Below are 17,233 nucleotides of genomic sequence, written 5' to 3'. Positions count from 1 at the left end.
TCATCCTCGTTCTCGTCTTCGTCGAATCACCAGGTGGATTTCTCGTACGCCTTGCCGTCGATCTCCACCCACACCTGCGTGCCGGGCTTGCCGTAGAAGCAGCCCAGCTGCGTGACGCCGTTGGCCGGGAGCGCCTTGTTGCTGCCCGAGGTGAATTCGCCGTCCGGCCCGCTGTGGCACGACACGCGGTACGTCCCGGCCGGGAAGTCCTTCGTGTTCACGGCGAAGTACGCGCACGACGCGGTCGAGCACTGCGAGTTGTTCACGCCGCCACCGCGGCTCACCCAGGCCCGCGGGGGGTCGGGCTCGGGCTTGTTGTCGGTACGGGCCTCCGCGCTCGCGGTCGACGTCTGATTGGCGGCATCCGTCGCACGCACCTGGATCGTGTGCTTCTCGCTGTACCCGAAGTTCACCGTGCGGGAACCGCTGCGGACAGCGACCTGCTCCCAGCCGCCTCCGGCGATCTTGATCTCCAGGTTCGTGATCGCACGCCCGTTCGCCGCGGGCGGCGACCACGCGAACTCGATCTGGGTCCCGCTCCCACGCGCACTCGCGCCGGGCGCCTGGATCGGTCCGTACGGGATCACCTGCGCGGTGGTGTTGGAGTCGGGGCTGGCGTACGTCGTGCCGTCCTGGGTCGTCACGGCGCGCAGCGTCACGGTGTAGCCGGAGCCGTTGGAGATGCCGCTGGTGATCCGGTTGCCGTTCAGGGGCGCCCAGCCGCCGCCGTTGAGCTTGTACTCGTACCGCACCGCGCCGGCATCGGCGCCGTTGGTCTCCGCCGGCTGATACGCGACGTGGATGGAGTTGTCGGGCGAGGGCGTGGACGCGCTCACGCCCTGCGGCGCACCCGGCGGGGTGAAGGCGCGCCGCGGGGCGGACGGCGCGCTGTCGGCGCCCCAACCGGCTTTGTTCACGGCGGCGACGGTGAACGAGTAGTCGGTGCGGCTGGGCTCGACCACGACCGCCTGCGAGGTCTGCCCCGCGCCGACGGAGATGGTGTTGACGAGGGCGCCACCGCGCAGCACGTTGAGGCGGTAGCCGGAGATGGCGTCGCCGTTCGGGTTCGGGGCCGCCCACGACACCTGCAACTGAGCCTGCGAGCCGACCGGGTCCAGCCGTGTCGTCGAGGGTGCCCCCGGGGCGGCCGGCGGACCGGCGGGGATCTCCGTCGCCGAGTACCCGCTCCAGCTCGACGGCTCGGGCGCGCGGTTGTGCGCCTGGACGCGCACCTGGTAGGCGGTGCCGTTCTCCAGCCCCTCCCACACGAGGGAATTGCCCGACGCCGTCTTCTGCGTGATGCCCGACGGCGGTGCCGGCGAGATCTCGAGCGTGAAGGATTCGACCGGCGAACCCGGGGTGCTCGGCGTGGTCCACGCAACATTCAGCGAGCGGTCGCCGAAGCGCAGCGTCGGCGGGGCCGGGGTGTCGGGGCGCGCGTCGGGACGCGCGGTCTCCGACGGGGCCGACGGGTCGGACTCGCCGACGCGGTTGGTGGCGGTGACGACGAAGTTGTACTCGACGTTGTTCGTCAGCCCGCTCAGCGTGCACGTGGTGGCCGGGCACTCGCGCGTGTAGTTGCCCGCCGTCGAGGTGACGGTGTAGCCCGTGATCGCGGCGCCGTTGTTCGGCGGCGGCGTCCACGACAGCACGACTGTGCGGTCCTGCACGCTCGACACCGTCGGGACGCCGGGGGCGTCGGGGCGGCCCTGCACGGTGAGGCGGATGCGGCCTTCGACCTCGCGATCGACGTCGGCCGTCGCATCCTGGATGCGGTAGCGCACGACCATCGTGCCGAAGAAGCTCGCCGACGGCGTGACCGACACCTGGTCGCCGCTGACCTGGGCGACGCCTTCGCCGGTCTCGGTGGACGCCGCGACGACCTTCAGCGGCGTCTCGGGGAACGGATTGAAGTCGTTCGCGAGCACCGGCACCGAGATGGTCCGGCCCTGATCGGCCTCGGGCAGCACGTCGTCGTTGGCGGTGGGGAGGGGACGCGTGGATGCGGTCACCCGCACCGTCACGGTCCCTTCGACGGGGTCGGTCTCGCCGTCGTCGATCCGCACCCGCACCTCGGCCGTGGTGCCCTTGCGCGTGTCGGCCTCGGCGCTGACCCGCAGCGTCTGACCGTCGACGGAGGCGCTCATGCCGCTGGGCGATCCGCCCACGATCGTGTACCGCATCCCCTCGAGGTCGCCCTCATCCGGGTCGGTCGTGAGCGCGACGAGGTCGAGGCCGGTGGCGTCCTCGCCGGGAGCGACGTCCATCTGGCCGTTGACGAACGTCGGCTGCTGGTTGTCCGGCGGCAGCACCGTCACCGGCAGTGTCAGCGTCGCCTTGCGACCCTCGGGGTCGTCGGGTCCGGTGCCGTCGGTGACCTCGAACGTGATGGCGTCCTGGCCGAAGTAGCCGTCGGCCGACGTGTAGACGAGGGTTCTCTCGTCCTCCACGAGCGAGGCGCCGTTCGCGTGTGCGGCGCTGACCTTGCCTGCCTCGGTGATGACGACGTCGCGGCCCCCGGCGGCGCGGACGTGCTCGGACAGCGGGATGCTGATGGTCTCGCCGCTCTTGACCTCGACGCCCTCGGTCGAGATCAGCACGGGCGGCAGGTCGCGCAGGCCTGGCACGTGGATGAACGCCGACGCGGTCAGGTCGTCGCGGTCGGTGATCGTGTACATCACCAGCTGCGCCTCTTCGAGGATCGGCAGCCGCACGACGCCGTCGCCGAGCACTCGCGCGCCTGCCGCCTCGACCGAGATCTCCAGCGCATCCACGGTGCCGTCGGGGTCTTCGTCGTTGGCGAGCACGTCGAGGTCGACGGAGGCCTCGTCCTCCACATCCGTCGGGCGCACCCGGTCATCGCGCGCGATCGGACGCTGCAGCGGCACGTCTTCGGCCACGGTGACCTGCAGGACTGCCCGCGCCTCGGCCCCCCGGGCGTCGCGGATCGTGTATTGCAGGCTCGTCTCGATCGGCTCGCCCGGGGAGGTCACGACCACCCGGTCACCGAGCACCCGCGCCTCCAGGCCGCCGGAATCGGCCATGATCAGGCCGTTGGAGACGAGCGTGATCGCGTCGCCCTCGGGATCGGAGTCGTTCGCCAGCACCGGCACCGCCACCTCGCGCCCGGGCCGCATGACGACGGCATCCTTCACCGCGTAGGGGGCCTGGTTGGCCGCCTCGGCCGGGGCGATGCCCACGCGGATCGACGCGATCGCCTCGGCGCCGAAGCGGTCGCGCACACGGTAGGTGAACGCATCCGGCCCGCTCTCGCCCTCGAACGCCTCGTACCTGAGGAAGTTCGCCCCGACCTCGCTGACGCGGCCCTTCGACGGCGCCGAGTCGATCCCCATCAGCTCCACCGAGTCGCCGTCGGGGTCGAGCCCGTCCAGCGGCACCGGGATGCGCACCTCGGATCCCGCCAGCACACGGCCGGTGATGTCGCGGGGGCGCGGGGCCTGGTTGGTCTCGGCGTCGACGGGGAGCACCTGGATGGTGACGTATCCGGCGTCCTTCTGGCCGGTGGAATCCTCCACCTCGTAGGTGGCGTACACCGTGCCCGGCTCATCGCTCGCCCGGAAGCGCACGGTGTCCTGCGACACGAAGATCGTGCCCTCCTCCGCGGCGGGCACCGGCTCCACCAGGTCGGGGGCGAGTCGGAGCGTGTCGTTGTTGGGGTGGTAGTCGTTGTCGAGCACCGGGATGGTGACGACGTCGCCGGCGCGGACGACCGCCGTGTCATCGCTGGCCACCGGCGGTCGCAGCTGGTCGGGCGCGGGCACCGGGATGACGACGACCTCACCCTCCGCGGTCTGCTGCCCGTTGGAGATGCGGTAGGAGATGCGCGTCTGCTCGCTCAGGGCCGACTGATCGGTGATGCGGAGGGTCTCGTGACCGATGACCGCGACCGAGATGCCGCTCGCGGGATCCACCGTCACCGACTGCACGACGAGGATCCCGCCGGAGGGATCGCTGTCGTTCGCGAGCACGTTGACGAGCACGTCGGCGCCGCTGGGCAGGAGCGCCACATCGCGCACCGCGACGGGCGGCAGGTCGGTGTCGGCGTCGGGGAGCACGTCGATGCGCACGAGGCCCGGCACGGCGTTGGGGCCGGCGGCCACGAGGTACTGCGCGTAGTACGTGCCGGGCGCCGAGGAGCGGAAGGTGAAGGTCTTGTTGGGGTAGTCGGGGACGATCTCGGCCCCGGGAACCTCGTCCACCCGCGTCAGGCGCAGCGTCTCCCGGCCCGAGCTGGTGTCGTTGGACAGCGGTGCGACGGTCGCGGACTGCCCGGCGCGCACCACGACGTGATCGGCGTTGGTGACCGGGACGGTGGAGCCGGGGGGACGCACGTCGAAGCGCACGATGCCCTCGGTGACCTCCGAGCCGTCGGAGACGATGATGGGCACGTCCTTGCGCCCCTGCGTGCCGCCGATCGCCCGATAGGTGATGCGGCCGTCGGCGGTGAAGTCGGCCTCGTCGCCTTCGGCGGGGACGACCGAGGCGAGGAAGACCTCGTCGCCGTCGGGGTCGGTCCAATCCGGCAGGACGTTGTACGTGATCGCGCCGCCGGCCTCGACGACGACCGTGGTGACGCGCTTGGGCTCAGGCGGGGCGTTGACATCCCACCCGCGGACGCTGAGCCGCACGTTGGCGGTGTCGGTGCCGCCGCGGCCGTCCTCGATCTCGTAGCGGAAGGTCTCCGACCCCGAGGCATCCTCGGGCACGGCGATCTGCAGCGCGGAGCCGTCGTGGATCGGCTGCACCTCCCCGAGCCCCGGCTCACCGTCGGGCAGGCTCACGACCAGGATGTCGCCGTCGGCGTCGGTGTCGTTGTCGAGCACCGGCAGCACCGTCGTGCGGCCCGGCCGCACCCCGAGGTCGTCATCGGCGGCGATCGGCGGGGTGTTCACCTCGGTGCGTTCGGGAAGCGTCGTCTCGACCGTCTCCTCGGTGGTCTGCTCGTCCTCTTCCGAGTCGCCCTCGGGCGGGATGATGTCGTCCCAGTTGTCCACGCGCTGCATCGCGTCGGTGGCCATCCACGCGGCGCCGCCGATGACGTCGTTGAGGATCACGACGTCGCGGTTCTGCCGGAACCGCAGCTGCGCGGTGGGCTCCAGGTCTTCGATCTGCATCGCGAGGTCGTTCGCGTCTCCGGAGCAGTCACGCACGAACCCACCCGAGCCGCTCCACGCGGCATACGTGCAGCCGGCGAGCGTCACCGGCGCCGTGGGCGCGCCCTCCCCCGCACCGGAGGGGGTCTTGGCGGGTTCGGAGCCGTCGAAGGGCACCCGCACGACCTCGGATGCGGTGGCCAGCACGAGCGCGTCGCCGGTGGCGGCGGGCTGCTGCAGGACGGCGGACTCGGCCCCGTCCACTTCGGCGCGCAGGCCGCCGGTGGTGTGCACGGTGCCGGTGTCGGCATCCAGCACGGCCGCCGTCGTCCCCACGACGGTGATCGACAGCTGGGCGTTCTCGTCGACGCCCTCCATGCCGCGGCGGGCCGCGTCCCCCGTCTCGCCGTCCGCGGTGACGGGCACCGTGACGATCTCGCCCGATTCCGCCGAGACGCCGTACACGGTGCCGTCGCGGCCGACCGCCACGTCGGCCCCCTTGCCGAGTTCGGTCACCGGCTCGGCGCCTTCGATCGTGAACGCTCCGGCAGCGCGTGCGGGGGTGATCCACAGCGAGCCCGACGCCGTGTCGAGCACGGCCATCGTCGGACCGCCGAGGGCGACCTTGGCGCCGGGAGGCACGTCGGCGGTGTCGGTGAGCATGACCATCGCCGGGTCGACCGCCGTCACGGTGGACTCGGCCTGGTCCACCACGAGGACGGTGGAGCTCTCCTGGAGGATGTCGTACTCGTCGCTCGCGGCGCGCAGGCCCGCGTCGAGCACGCGGGATTCATGGTTGAAGTGCCCCACCAGCACGCTGGACTGCTTCGTGATCCACACGCCGCCGTCGTGGAGGTCGACCTCGGTGGTGGGGAAGCCCTGATAGGCGACCGCCATCGTCGTGACCGCCAGCGCGGACACGGTCACGACGCCGGCGGACATGAGTGTCCGGCGGCGTCGTCGCAGCCATGTGAACGACCTCACGCGACGTCTGCCTCCCCCGGGCGAAAACGAGCGGATTACCCGTCAGAGCGGGCGGAATCCCCCTCAGCCTAGCGGGAGAGTACACGACCGCACGCCACCGCCTGCCGCCGCTTGCTCAGCGCTCGCGCCGTCTGGGTATCCGGTCCATGCCGTTCGCGGCACATTCGGTTGCGGCCCGTGCCGGGGTACCGGCTCAGAGGAGCCCGCGGGCACTCATGCTCCAGGATAGGAATCCCGTGATGTGCTCGGCGTACGGCACCGTGAGGTGCGTGGCGTCGTAGCGGATCGGAAGGTCGCCCGCGAAGGCGGGGCACGCGTCCTGCCAGCAGCTGAACTCGAGCGAACCGATCGCGTCGGCCTGCGTGGCCGCAGCCGTCGCCTCGGCTGCGGCGTGCATGTCGCGCCACGTCTGGTCGACCGCCGTCAGACACTGCGCCGGGGCGGTCACCGGCGAGAAGCAGCGCGCCAGGTCGCCGCCCGGGGGCGGTGGCGCCAGGTAGACGACGCCGGCCGCGCCATAGGCGGACACCTCCGCGTGCGTCGCGGCGAGCAGGTCGGCCGCGGACAGATCACGCCCCTCCACCGTGCGCCCCAGCGTGTAGGCGTTGGAGACCACCACGAGATCGGCCGGCTCGGCGGCCATGAGCGCCCGCACGTAGAGCTTGCGCTGCGGACAGGCGGCCATGACGGCCGGATCGGGGTTCTGCACGAGCACGTCGGTGAAACGGCAGCCGTACAGCCCCACCGTGGTGATCCGCCATGTACCTCCGCTGTCTTCCGCGAGCTTCTTGAACGCCGGCGCATACGACATCGCCGTGGAGTCGCCCACGAGGTACATGTGGCGCGCGGCATCCGCATCGCCCCACGTGCACCGGCCGGAGTCGACCGGCACGTCGGGAGCGAAGCAGTCGCGCGCAGGATTGACGCTGGAGGAAGCCGCCATCACCTCGTCGAGGGAGGGACGGAGGTCTGGCCATGCCTCCGCCGACACCGCTTCGGCCAGCTCTGCCTGCAGCGCGGCCGTCGGGTCCTCCGCCGGGGCGGCCACCGGGTCGGCCACCGGCGGCACGAGCGGCCCGATCACCGGCGAGCCGAACGCGGTCTGCAGCATCAGGACCACCACGATCGCCCCGATGCCGAGAGCGGCCGCCGACATCCCCATCTGAGCGCCGTACCGCGCGCGCCACTGCGCCCACGGCGACGGGGGTGCGCCCGCCGGCTCCGCCGGTCGCAGCGGCAGCCGGCGCAACGGCGCCTGGACCGGCGCAGCCACCACCACCGGCGCGGGCTGCGGTGCGTGCTGCGCCCCGCGCGGCGGTGCATGCTGCGCCGCGGGCGGCGGTGCGGCGGGCGCCCGGTCGGGGCGTGGCTGCCGGCCCGGGTAGTACCGCTGCCCCGGCACCCACCCGGCGGGGCGCGTCGTCACGACTCCGTGCCGGGCGGATGCCGGCTCGCGCGGCGGCGCCGGGGCCGGGTCGCGCGGCGGGGCGGAGGCGGGCTCGAGCACCGAGGCGGGCTCGTCCTCCGTCTGCGGTGCGGCGGCGAGCGCCGGCCTCGCCGCCCGGCGCAGCAGGAGCGGTGAGCGATGCAGCGGCTGCTCCACGCCGTAGTACGTCGACACCGCCAGAACGGCCGTTGCGACCAGCACGATCGCGGTGGTCCCGTCGCCGGCCGGGAGGAGCACCCCCGCGAACACGAGCACGGGGAAGTGCCACAGGTACAGCGCGTACGACACGTCTCCCAGCCACACGCTGACCGGGTTGGTGAGCGGGAAGAGGTGCCGGTGGCGGGGATCGCCGCCCACTCCCCCCGCCACGACGAGCGCGGTGGCCGCGACGGGCAGCACCGCCCACGGCGCGGGGAAGGCCGACGACGGGTCGATCACGAGGCACGACCACACCACGCCGGCAAGACCGGCCCACTGCAGGAGGCCGCCGACCGCGGCGGGGATGCGGGCCAGCGCGGGAGCGGCCACGGCGAGCAGCGCTCCCACGGCGAGCTCCCACGCCCGCGTCGTCGTGGAGAAGTACGCCACCGTGGGCTCGGCGGCAGTCTGGGCGACGGCCCATCCCCACGACGCGGCGCCCACCAGCAGCGCCACCGCGCCCACGGCCGCGCGTCCCGCCCGGCCCCGGCGACCGTCACGGGGCGCCAGCAGCACCGCGACCACCACCAGCACGGGCCACACGAGGGAGAACTGCTCCTCGACCGACAGCGACCAGAAGTGCTGCAGCGGGCTGACCGCCGCCTCCGAGAAGTAGTCGGTGCCCTCGGCCGCGAAACGCCAGTTCGACACGAACAGCGCCGCGGCCACCGCATCCGCCCACGTCGCATCGGCCCGCGCACGGTTGAAGAGGAAGAACGCCGCGACGCAGACGGCGAGCAGCACGAGGACTGCAGCCGGCATCAGCCGGCGGATGCGGCGCCCGAAGAACTCTCGCAGCGAGACGCGGCCGGTCTCGGCGACCTCCCTCAGGAGCAGCCCCGTGATGAGGAAGCCGGAGACGACGAAGAACACGTCGACACCGGCGAAGCCGCCGCCGGGCCACCCCACGACGTGGGTGGCGATGACCATCACGACCGCGAGCGCGCGGAGCCCCTGGATGTCTCGCCGGATCGGCGCGCGGGGGGAGGTCGGGTTCGAGGTCACGGTTTCTACGGGGTACGGCCGGCGCTCAGTCTAGGGGCGTCGGCCGCCGCGCCGTGCGCACGGCAGCCCTCGCGCGTCAGGACGCGACGTAGGCCGCGAGGTGCTCACCGGTCAGGGTGGATGCGTCGGCGACGAGGTCGGCCGGAGCCCCCTCGAAGACGATCGTCCCGCCGTCGCGCCCGGCACCGGGGCCGATGTCGATGATCCAGTCGGCGTGCGCCATCACCGCCTGGTGGTGCTCGATCACGATGACGCTGTTGCCGGCGTCCACGAGACGGTCCAGCAGCCCGAGGAGGTTGTCGACGTCGGCCAGGTGAAGGCCCGTCGTCGGCTCGTCCAGGATGTAGACCGCGCCCGACTTCGCCATCGAGATCGCCAGCTTCAGGCGCTGCCGCTCACCGCCGGACAGCGTGTTCAGCGACTGCCCGAGCGTCAGGTAGCCCAGGCCGACATCGACCATGCGCGCGAGAGTGGTGTGCGCGGGGCCCTTGGGGAAGAACTCCGCCGCGTCGGCGGCCGACATCGACAGCACCTCGGAGATGTTCTTCCCATCGAGCCGGTACTGCAGCACCTCGTCGGAGAACCCGGTGCCCTCGCACACCTCGCACACCGTCTCCACGGTGGATTGGAACCCGAGGTCGGTGATGATGACGCCCAGCCCCTTGCACGCGATGCACGCGCCCTCCGAATTCGCGCTGAACAGGGCCGGCTTCACGCCGTTGGCCTTCGCGAAGGCGGAGCGCACCGCATCCAGCACTCCCGTGTACGTCGCCGGGCTGCTCCGCCGCGACCCTCGGATGGGCGCCTGGTCGACGATGACCACGCCGTCCAGGCCCGTGAGGTTGCCGTGGATGAGCGACGACTTGCCCGACCCGGCCACGCCGGTGACGACGGTGAGCACGCCCAGGGGCACGTCGACGTCGACGTTCCTGAGGTTGTGCTGCGTGGCGCCGCGGATCTCCAGGGCGCCCTGTGGTGTGCGCGTGGAGTCCTTCAGCCGCGCGCGGTGGTCGAGATGGCGCCCCGTGAGCGTGTCGGAGGAGCGCAGGCCCGCGACATCCCCGGTGAACTGGATGCGGCCGCCGTCGCGCCCCGCCCCCGGACCCAGGTCGACCACGAAGTCGGCGATCGCGATGACCTCCGGCTTGTGCTCGACCACGAGCACCGTGTTGCCCTTGTCGCGCAGGGCCAGCAGCAGCGCGTTCATCCGCTGGATGTCGTGTGGATGCAGGCCCGCGGTCGGTTCGTCGAACACGTAGGTGACGTCGGTCAGGCTCGAGCGCAGGTGCCGGATCATCTTCGTCCGCTGCGCCTCGCCGCCGGACAGCGTGCCGCTGGCGCGGTCGAGGGAGAGATAGCCCAAGCCGATCTCGACGAAGGAGTCGACGGTGTCGCGGAGCCCGGCGATCAGCGGACCCACCGCAGGGTCGTCGATGGTGCGCAGCCACGCGGCGAGGTCGGTGATCTGCATGGCCGTCGCATCCGCGATGCCGACCCCGTCGATCTTCGACGAGCGGGCACCCTCGTTCAGGCGCGTGCCGCCGCAGTCGGGGCACGCGGTGAAGCGCACGGCGCGGTCGACGAAGGCGCGGATGTGCGCCTGCAGCGAGTCGCGGTCTTTCTGCAGCATGCTCTTGGTGATCTTGGGGACGAGGCCCTCGTAGGTGATGTTGATGCCCTGCATCTTCACCTTGACCGGTTCCTTGTGGAGGAAGTCGGCCAGCTCCTGCTCGGTGTAGTCCTGGATCGGTTTGTCGGGGTCGAGGAATCCCGACTCGGTGAACTGCCGCACCATCCAGCCGTCGACGTTGAAGCCGGGGATCGTCAACGCGCCCTCGGCGAGCGACTTCGTCCGGTCGAACAGCTCGTCCAGGTCGACCTCGCTCACTTCGCCCAGGCCCTCGCACCGCGGGCACATCCCGCCGGTGATCTCGAACGAGCGACGCTCCTTGACGGTCTTGCCCCCGCGCTCGGAAGTGATCGCGCCGCCACCGCGCACGGAGGGGACGTTGAAGGAGAACGCCTGCGGAGACCCCACACGCGGGACGCCCAGGCGGCTGAACAGCATCCGCAGCATCGCGTGCACGTCGGTCGCCGTGCCCACCGTGGAGCGGGCGTTGGAGCCCATGCGCTCCTGATCGACGAGGATCGCGGGGCTGATGTTCTCCAGCGCGTCCACCTCGGGCCGCGGGGGCGTCGACATGAACGCCTGCACGAACGTCGGGTACGTCTCGTTGATCAGCCGCTGCGATTCGGCCGCGATCGTGCCGAACACGAGGGACGACTTCCCCGATCCGCTCACGCCGGTGAACACCGTGAGGCGCCGTTTGGGGATCTCCACGCTGATGCCCTGCAGGTTGTTCTCCCGCGCCCCCACGACGCGGATGACGTCATGGCTGTCCGGCGCGGATGCGGTGGACTCGGGCGATGCTGCGGCCATGCGTGCTCCTCCTCGGTCGGTGTGCCCAGTGTTCCGCACATTGCGGACATCCCGCTTCCGCATTCCTGACCGATCCGCCTCCGCGCCCCATCCCCGCGAGGTCAAGATCCGCGAGACTGCAGCGTGCTGACGAGACCGCGACATCATGTCGCGGTCTCGTCGCGGGGATGCGGTCTCGCTGCGTAGCGGGCTCAGGACGCGGCGGCGACCTCCGCGGCGTCGTACTGCGCCACGGAGAAGTTGTCCACGAACAGGCCGTCGGGATCGACCTCGTGCTTCAGGGCGAGCAACCGCTCGAGCTTGTCCGGCGGGAAGGCGTCGAGGATGCGCTCGGGCCTCGTGGACGAGTCGAAGCTCAGGTACATGCCGCGTCCGTGCACGCGCACCGCCTCCCACGCCGCGTCCAGACGTACCGGATCGGCGCCGAGCGCCACCACGGAAAACTGCGCCGCGCGGTGCGAGTACGCGGTGTCGTCCTCTCCGACGTCGCTCACGGCCCCGCCGACGGAACGGAGCTGAAGGAAGTACGACGCGCCCGCATCGAGCATCCGCACGGCCTCCGCCGCGAACTCCGGCGTGATCTCACTCAGCAGAAGCGACCGGGCATGCGGCTCGCCGCGCCCGTGCTGGGGCCCGAGGTCGGCGTTGGCCATGACGCCCGCATAGCTCGTAACCTGCACCGACTGCTGCACGAGCGGCGCGAGCTCGGCGAACGGCTGCAGTCGCGCGATGATCGTGTCCGGATCGGAGGAGTCGACCATCGCCATGATCTGCGCAATGCGGGGCTGACCCGGCCGGCGGGCGCCCATGATGAGGAACGCCGTCAGATCGCGCGGAGCCGCCGCCATCACGGCACCGTAGCCGGTGAGGAACTCTTCGGTGTCGGAGGCGTCGAACGCCAGCTGAGCCCATCCGACTTCGCCGACCTCGTCGACCTCGAACTCGAAGCTCGTCACGATGCCGACGTTCGCGCCCGCGCCGCGGATCGCCCAGAACAGCTCGGGGTGGGTGGCGGCGTCCGTGCGCACGACCGAGCCGTCGGCGAGTACCACCTCGGCGGCACGCAGGTGATCGATCGTGAGACCGTGCTCGCGCACGAGGAACCCGATGCCGCCGGCCGTGGCGAGCCCGCCGACCCCGACCCCGCCGTAGTCGCCCGAGCTGAGCGCCCAGCCGTGCTCATCCAGCGCTGCGGCAACCTCTCGCCACCGCGCCCCGGGACCGATGCGCACCAGCCGGCGGGACGCGTCGAGCACCTCGATGGCGTTGAGCCGACGCAGATCGATCACGATGCCGCCATCGTTCGTGCTGCGCCCGCTGATGCCGTGCCCGCCGCTGCGGATCCCGAGCGGCACCCCCCGGTGTCGCCGCGCATATGTGACGGCCTCGACCACCTGCGCCGTGGAGTCGGGCTGCAGGACGATGCCCGGCGCACCGCCGCGGAGGTAGGTGGAGCTCACGTCGGCGTACGTGAAGTCGCCCGGCTCGATCGCGCGCATGCCCGCGGGCACACCGTTGTAGTCGATGCCCGCCCGTCGCCGCGCGAGCGAGGCGACCGATCGCACCGGCGCCTCCGTGGTGCCGCGCGTTCCGCGCTCACGGGCGACCAGCTCCCGCACCGCCGGTGCCAGCTCCTGGCCCACGACCTGGAACACTCGCGGATCGTCGCTGGCCACGATGAACGTCGACACGCCATCCTCGAGCGCATACCGGGCCATCTTCGCGGCCCACGCGCTCACATCACCGCTGGGCGGAGCCACGTTCAGCAGGCGGCGGATCTCCCGCGGGTCACGCGCGGCCCCCTCGGCCGCCTCGTCGATCGCGGTGTTCCCGCGCGCGAGGTCGCCAGGCTGCATGTAGGCCTCGGAGGGCAGCCAGCCGTCTCCGAGCCGACCGGTCAGCGCCAGCATCCGCGGCTTGAGAGCCCCGATCAGCAACGGGATGCGGTGTGCCGGGCGCGGGCCGCGCTTGGCCCCGTGCACGCGGTGGTACCGGCCGTCGGTGAAGACGCCGCCGCGCGCCGACGTGTCCCACAGCTCGCGCATGACCACGATGGCCTCCTCGAGTGCCGTCACGGCCTGACCGGGCGTGAGCCGAGGTTCACCCATGGCCTCGATCGCATCCCAGAACGCGCCCGCGCCGAGCCCGAGATCGAAGCGTCCGCCGGAGAGGAGGTCGAGGCTCGCGGCGGCGCGCGCGACGACGGCGGGCGGACGCAGCGGCATGTTCAGCACGTTCGGCGCGATGCGCACGCGCTCCGTCTGCGCGGCGACGTAGGTCATGAGGGTCCAGGTGTCCAAGAACGCCGGCTGGTACGGGTGGTCCTGGAACGTGACCAGGTCGAGCCCGGAGGCCTCCGCCATCTGCGCGAGGGTGACCGGAACCTGCGGGTCGACCGCGGTGGGTGTGATGAAGGCTCCGAACTCGAGTCCGTGACCGTAATCCATGTCAGCTCCCTGCTGTCTGAGGGGTGGGGGAAGAAGAAGAAGAGGGTTCGGCGGCCCGCGCGGGGCGGAGGCCGCCGAGGACGACGTCGAGGAGTATCGGCCGGTCATCGGGTGAGCCGAGGCGCACCGCGTGCTCGATGCCGCACAGCATCCGCCGCACGTGGTCGACGGTGATGTCCGGACGCACGGCCCCGGCAACCTGTGCGCGCTCGAGTGCCGCGCGCAGGCTCGTGACGAATGCGCACTTTGCCTCGCGGGCCGCACCCAGTTCGGCGTCAGGCGCGGTGATGACCGCCTGCACGCCTTCGTCGGCGAGTTGCAGCTCGAGCGCGGCGGCCAAGAGCGTGTGCAGTGCGGCGCCGGCGTCCGGCGTGCGCTCCGCCTCGCCCGCGAGGACCCGCAGGCGCTGGATCGAATCGAGCGAGAGCGCTTCGGACAGCGCCGCGACCGTCGGGAAGTGCCGATACACGGTCGCGACACCGACGCCCGCCTCGCGCGCGACGTCGTTGAGCCTCAGCTCGCCGCGAGGGATGCGCCGCGCGGCGCACAGGATCGCGTCACGGCTGCGTGCGGCGTCGGCTCGAAGGCGAGTCATGGGCGCTAGCGTACTCCTGAAACGGATGACTCATCCGTTTCGGCGTTTCGCCCCCCGCGAACTCCGTTCCCGCGAAACAGCACGCCACCGGCGAGACCGCGACATGATGTCGGGGTTTCGCCGGTGGCGTGCAGTCTCGCGGACGAGAAGAGGTGGATGCTCCGGGTCAGCCCTGAGCGCGACGGCTCGAGCGTGCGCCGTTACCGCGCACGACGTCGCCGACGCGGATGCCGCTGGGGCGAGCTCCGGCCGCGGACCCACTGGAGCGCGATCCCGTGTGCCCGCCCGAGCGGGAACCCGCGGTCGAGGCGGCAGCGCCGGCACCCACGGGCGCTGCACCACGGCCGCCGGAACGGCGACCGTTGGCGGCTCCGTCGGAGCGGCCACCCGAGCGACCGGAGCCGGCCGGGGCGCCACCGCGGGCCGCGCGCTTGCGCTGCGCGTTGGCACCCTGCGAGGAGCCGCCGCCGCGCTGCTGCGGGGCGACGACGGGAGCGGGCGTGACGTACGCCGCGACCTCGCCGACGAGGGCGGTCACTTCGGCCGAGGCCGGGGTGACCGGGGTGGGCGTGGCCGAGATGGCGGCCTTGCGGAGGATGTCGAGCGTGTCGCGACGCTGCTCGGGAAGCATCACGGTCACGACGTCACCGGCGCTGCCGGCACGGGCGGTGCGGCCCGAGCGGTGCAGGTACGCCTTGTGCTCGACGGGCGGGTCGACGTGCACCACGAGGGCGATGTCATCGACGTGCACGCCGCGCGCGGCGACATCCGTGGCCACGAGGACACGGGCGGTGCCGGCGCTGAACGCCGCGAGGTTGCGGTCGCGCTGGGGCTGCGACAGGTTGCCGTGCAGGTCGACCGACGGGATGCCCGCGGCCGTCAGCGTGCGGGCCAGCTTCTTGGCCTGGTGCTTCGTGCGGGTGAAGAGGATGCGGCGGCTCGAGCCGGACGCGAGGGTGCGCACGAGCGCGGTCTTGGCCGTGGCATCCGCGGCGACGAAGACGTGGTGGGTCATCGCGGCCACGTGCGAGGTGGCCTCGTCGACCGAGTGCAGCACCTCGTTGCGGAGGAACTTGCGCACGAGCTTGTCCACGCCGTTGTCCAGCGTCGCCGAGAACAGCATGCGCTGTCCGCCGGCGGGCGTGCGGGTGAGCAGGCGCGTGACGCCCGGCAGGAAGCCCAGGTCGGCCATGTGGTCGGCCTCGTCGAGCACGGTGATCTCGATGTCGTCCAGGCTCGCGAAGCCCTGGCTGATGAGGTCTTCCAGGCGACCGGGGCACGCGACGAGGATGTCGACGCCGGCGGCGAGCGCGTCGACCTGACGGCGCTGGTTGACCCCGCCGTACACGGTGGTGGTCGTCAGGCCGTATGCGGCGGCGAGGGGCTTGATGACGGCGTCGATCTGGTTCGCGAGTTCACGCGTGGGTGCCAGGACCAGGGCGCGCGGACGACGTCCGCGGCGCGTCGAGGTCTTCGCGCCCAGGCGAGCGACCAGCGGGAGGGAGAAGGCGAGGGTCTTGCCCGAGCCCGTCTTCCCGCGCCCCAGCACGTCGCGCCCGGCGAGGGTGTCGGCGAGCGTGTCGGCCTGGATGGGGAAGGCCTCGGTCATGCCCTGCGAAGCGAGGACGTCGACGAGAGGAGTGGGCACGCCGAGATCGGCGAAAGTAGGAGCAGTCATATGTCTTTCATGCCGACGCGCAGACGCGCAGACGGCGGATCAGAATGCGGCTGAGCCGCAGAAGATTGGCGAAGGCGTCGGGCGACGCATCCGTTCGCCGTGAAAGTTCGGGCCCTGGTCCCTGAGATTCTCGAAGGGGGCCGATGCGTTCGACGACGCAGGGAGCAGGAATCGCTCCGCAGTAGGTCCAGTCTACCCGGTGACGCGCCGTCGGCTCGCATCGAGCGGAGGATGGATCGGCAACGGAGGACCGATCGGGCCGGATTTCTCCTCCTTTCCCGGCATCTCCTCCGCTCGCGGACGGGAGATTCGCGGCGCGGCGGCGACGCGCGTCACCCGGCGCGCCAGCACCCTTCGACGTGGTCGTCGACCATGCCCGCGGACTGCATGAGGGCGTACATCGTGGTGGGTCCGACGAAGCGGAATCCGCGCGCGCGCAGCGCCTTGCTCATCGCCGTGGACTCGGGGGTCACGGCGGGCACGTCGGCGAACGAGACGGGATGGCGCGGGCGCGGCGCGGGCGCGAACGACCACATCAGCGCGTCGAGCTCGCCGTCGGCCATGCCGGCGACCAGGCGCGCGTTCGAGATCGTGGCCTCGATCTTCGCGCGGTTGCGGATGATGCCGGCGTCCTGCATGAGCCGCTCGACGTCGTCGGGGCCGAAGGCGGCGACCCGCTCAGGTTCGAACCCGGCGAACACCTCCCGGAAGCGTGGGCGCTTGCGCAGGATCGTGATCCACGAGAGACCGGCCTGGAAGCCCTCCAGGCTCATCTTCTCGAACAGCGCGCGGTCGCCGTGGAGGGGGACGCCCCACTCCTCGTCGTGGTAGCGGAGGTACTCGGCATCATCCGCCGCCCACGCGCAGCGCGCGACGCCGTCGGCTCCGGTTCGCACCTCGGTGGTCACGGCGCCACCCTATCCATCCGCTCCGACGTGCGGATGCGGAAAGGTGGAGGCATGACCTCTCCCGATCCGGATTCCCGCACCCGCGCCGCCGACATCCTGCAGGCGAGGCTCGAAGATCGTCGCATGAGCCGGCTGAACAAGGCCGTGCGGGTGGTCTCGTCGTACGCGATCGCCCTCGTCAGCGGCGGCACCGACGAGCTGCTTCCCGGAATGGACCTCGTCGTCACCCGCATCGACACGGGCGCGGAGGTGCTGCGCGTGGCTGCGGGGCAGCCGCAGGAAGCCGACCACATGCTCCAGGCGACCCGGCGCGACCTCGACGAGATGTCCGTCTCGCAGTTCGTGGCCGCGTGGCGGCCGGCGGGCTGAACCGCCGACTCGCCCGAGCATCCGTCCGTCTCCGCCGCGGCTGCGCAC

At 71.7% G+C, this 17,233-nt stretch carries 8 protein-coding genes; 1 reads left to right on the top strand and 7 read right to left on the bottom strand.

What is annotated here, in order from left to right:
* Positions 1 to 26 precede the first annotated feature (26 nt).
* From F6J85_RS00910 to F6J85_RS00880, 7 genes are all read right to left on the bottom strand, one after another.
* Positions 27 to 6,098, bottom strand: a complete 6,072-nt coding sequence (locus tag F6J85_RS00910) for an Ig-like domain-containing protein (RefSeq protein ID WP_150923451.1) — start codon at positions 6,096 to 6,098, stop codon at positions 27 to 29.
* Between the two features lie 193 nt (positions 6,099 to 6,291).
* Positions 6,292 to 8,748, bottom strand: coding sequence for an acyltransferase family protein (locus F6J85_RS00905; RefSeq protein ID WP_238707018.1), 2,457 nt, complete (start codon positions 8,746 to 8,748; stop codon positions 6,292 to 6,294).
* 76 nt (positions 8,749 to 8,824) lie between these two features.
* Positions 8,825 to 11,188 carry an ATP-binding cassette domain-containing protein gene (locus tag F6J85_RS00900; RefSeq protein ID WP_150923450.1) on the bottom strand — a complete coding sequence of 788 codons (2,364 nt, stop codon included), beginning with the start codon at positions 11,186 to 11,188 and terminating at the stop codon, positions 8,825 to 8,827.
* 191 nt (positions 11,189 to 11,379) lie between these two features.
* The gene (locus F6J85_RS00895; protein WP_150923449.1) at positions 11,380 to 13,635 is read right to left on the bottom strand and encodes an LLM class flavin-dependent oxidoreductase; all 2,256 of its coding nucleotides are present in this window, start codon (positions 13,633 to 13,635) and stop codon (positions 11,380 to 11,382) included.
* Position 13,636: 1 nt separating this feature from the next.
* Positions 13,637 to 14,230, bottom strand: a complete 594-nt coding sequence (locus F6J85_RS00890) for a TetR/AcrR family transcriptional regulator (protein WP_150923448.1) — start codon at positions 14,228 to 14,230, stop codon at positions 13,637 to 13,639.
* Positions 14,231 to 14,396: 166 nt separating this feature from the next.
* A complete protein-coding gene (locus tag F6J85_RS00885; protein ID WP_150923447.1) occupies positions 14,397 to 15,908 on the bottom strand; it encodes a DEAD/DEAH box helicase in 1,512 nt (503 codons plus the stop codon).
* 332 nt (positions 15,909 to 16,240) lie between these two features.
* Entirely contained in the window at positions 16,241 to 16,816 is a 576-nt protein-coding gene (locus F6J85_RS00880) for a DNA-3-methyladenine glycosylase I (RefSeq protein ID WP_150923446.1), read from the bottom strand.
* 51 nt (positions 16,817 to 16,867) lie between these two features.
* Here F6J85_RS00880 and F6J85_RS00875 point away from each other — a divergent pair, with 51 nt between their 5' ends.
* The gene (locus tag F6J85_RS00875; protein WP_150923445.1) at positions 16,868 to 17,185 is read left to right on the top strand and encodes a hypothetical protein; all 318 of its coding nucleotides are present in this window, start codon (positions 16,868 to 16,870) and stop codon (positions 17,183 to 17,185) included.
* Positions 17,186 to 17,233 lie beyond the last annotated feature (48 nt).

Source organism: Microbacterium lushaniae (genome assembly GCF_008727775.1).
In the GTDB taxonomy this organism is placed as follows: Bacteria; Actinomycetota; Actinomycetes; order Actinomycetales; family Microbacteriaceae; genus Microbacterium; species Microbacterium lushaniae.
This window is presented reverse-complemented; position numbering and strand designations above follow the sequence as displayed.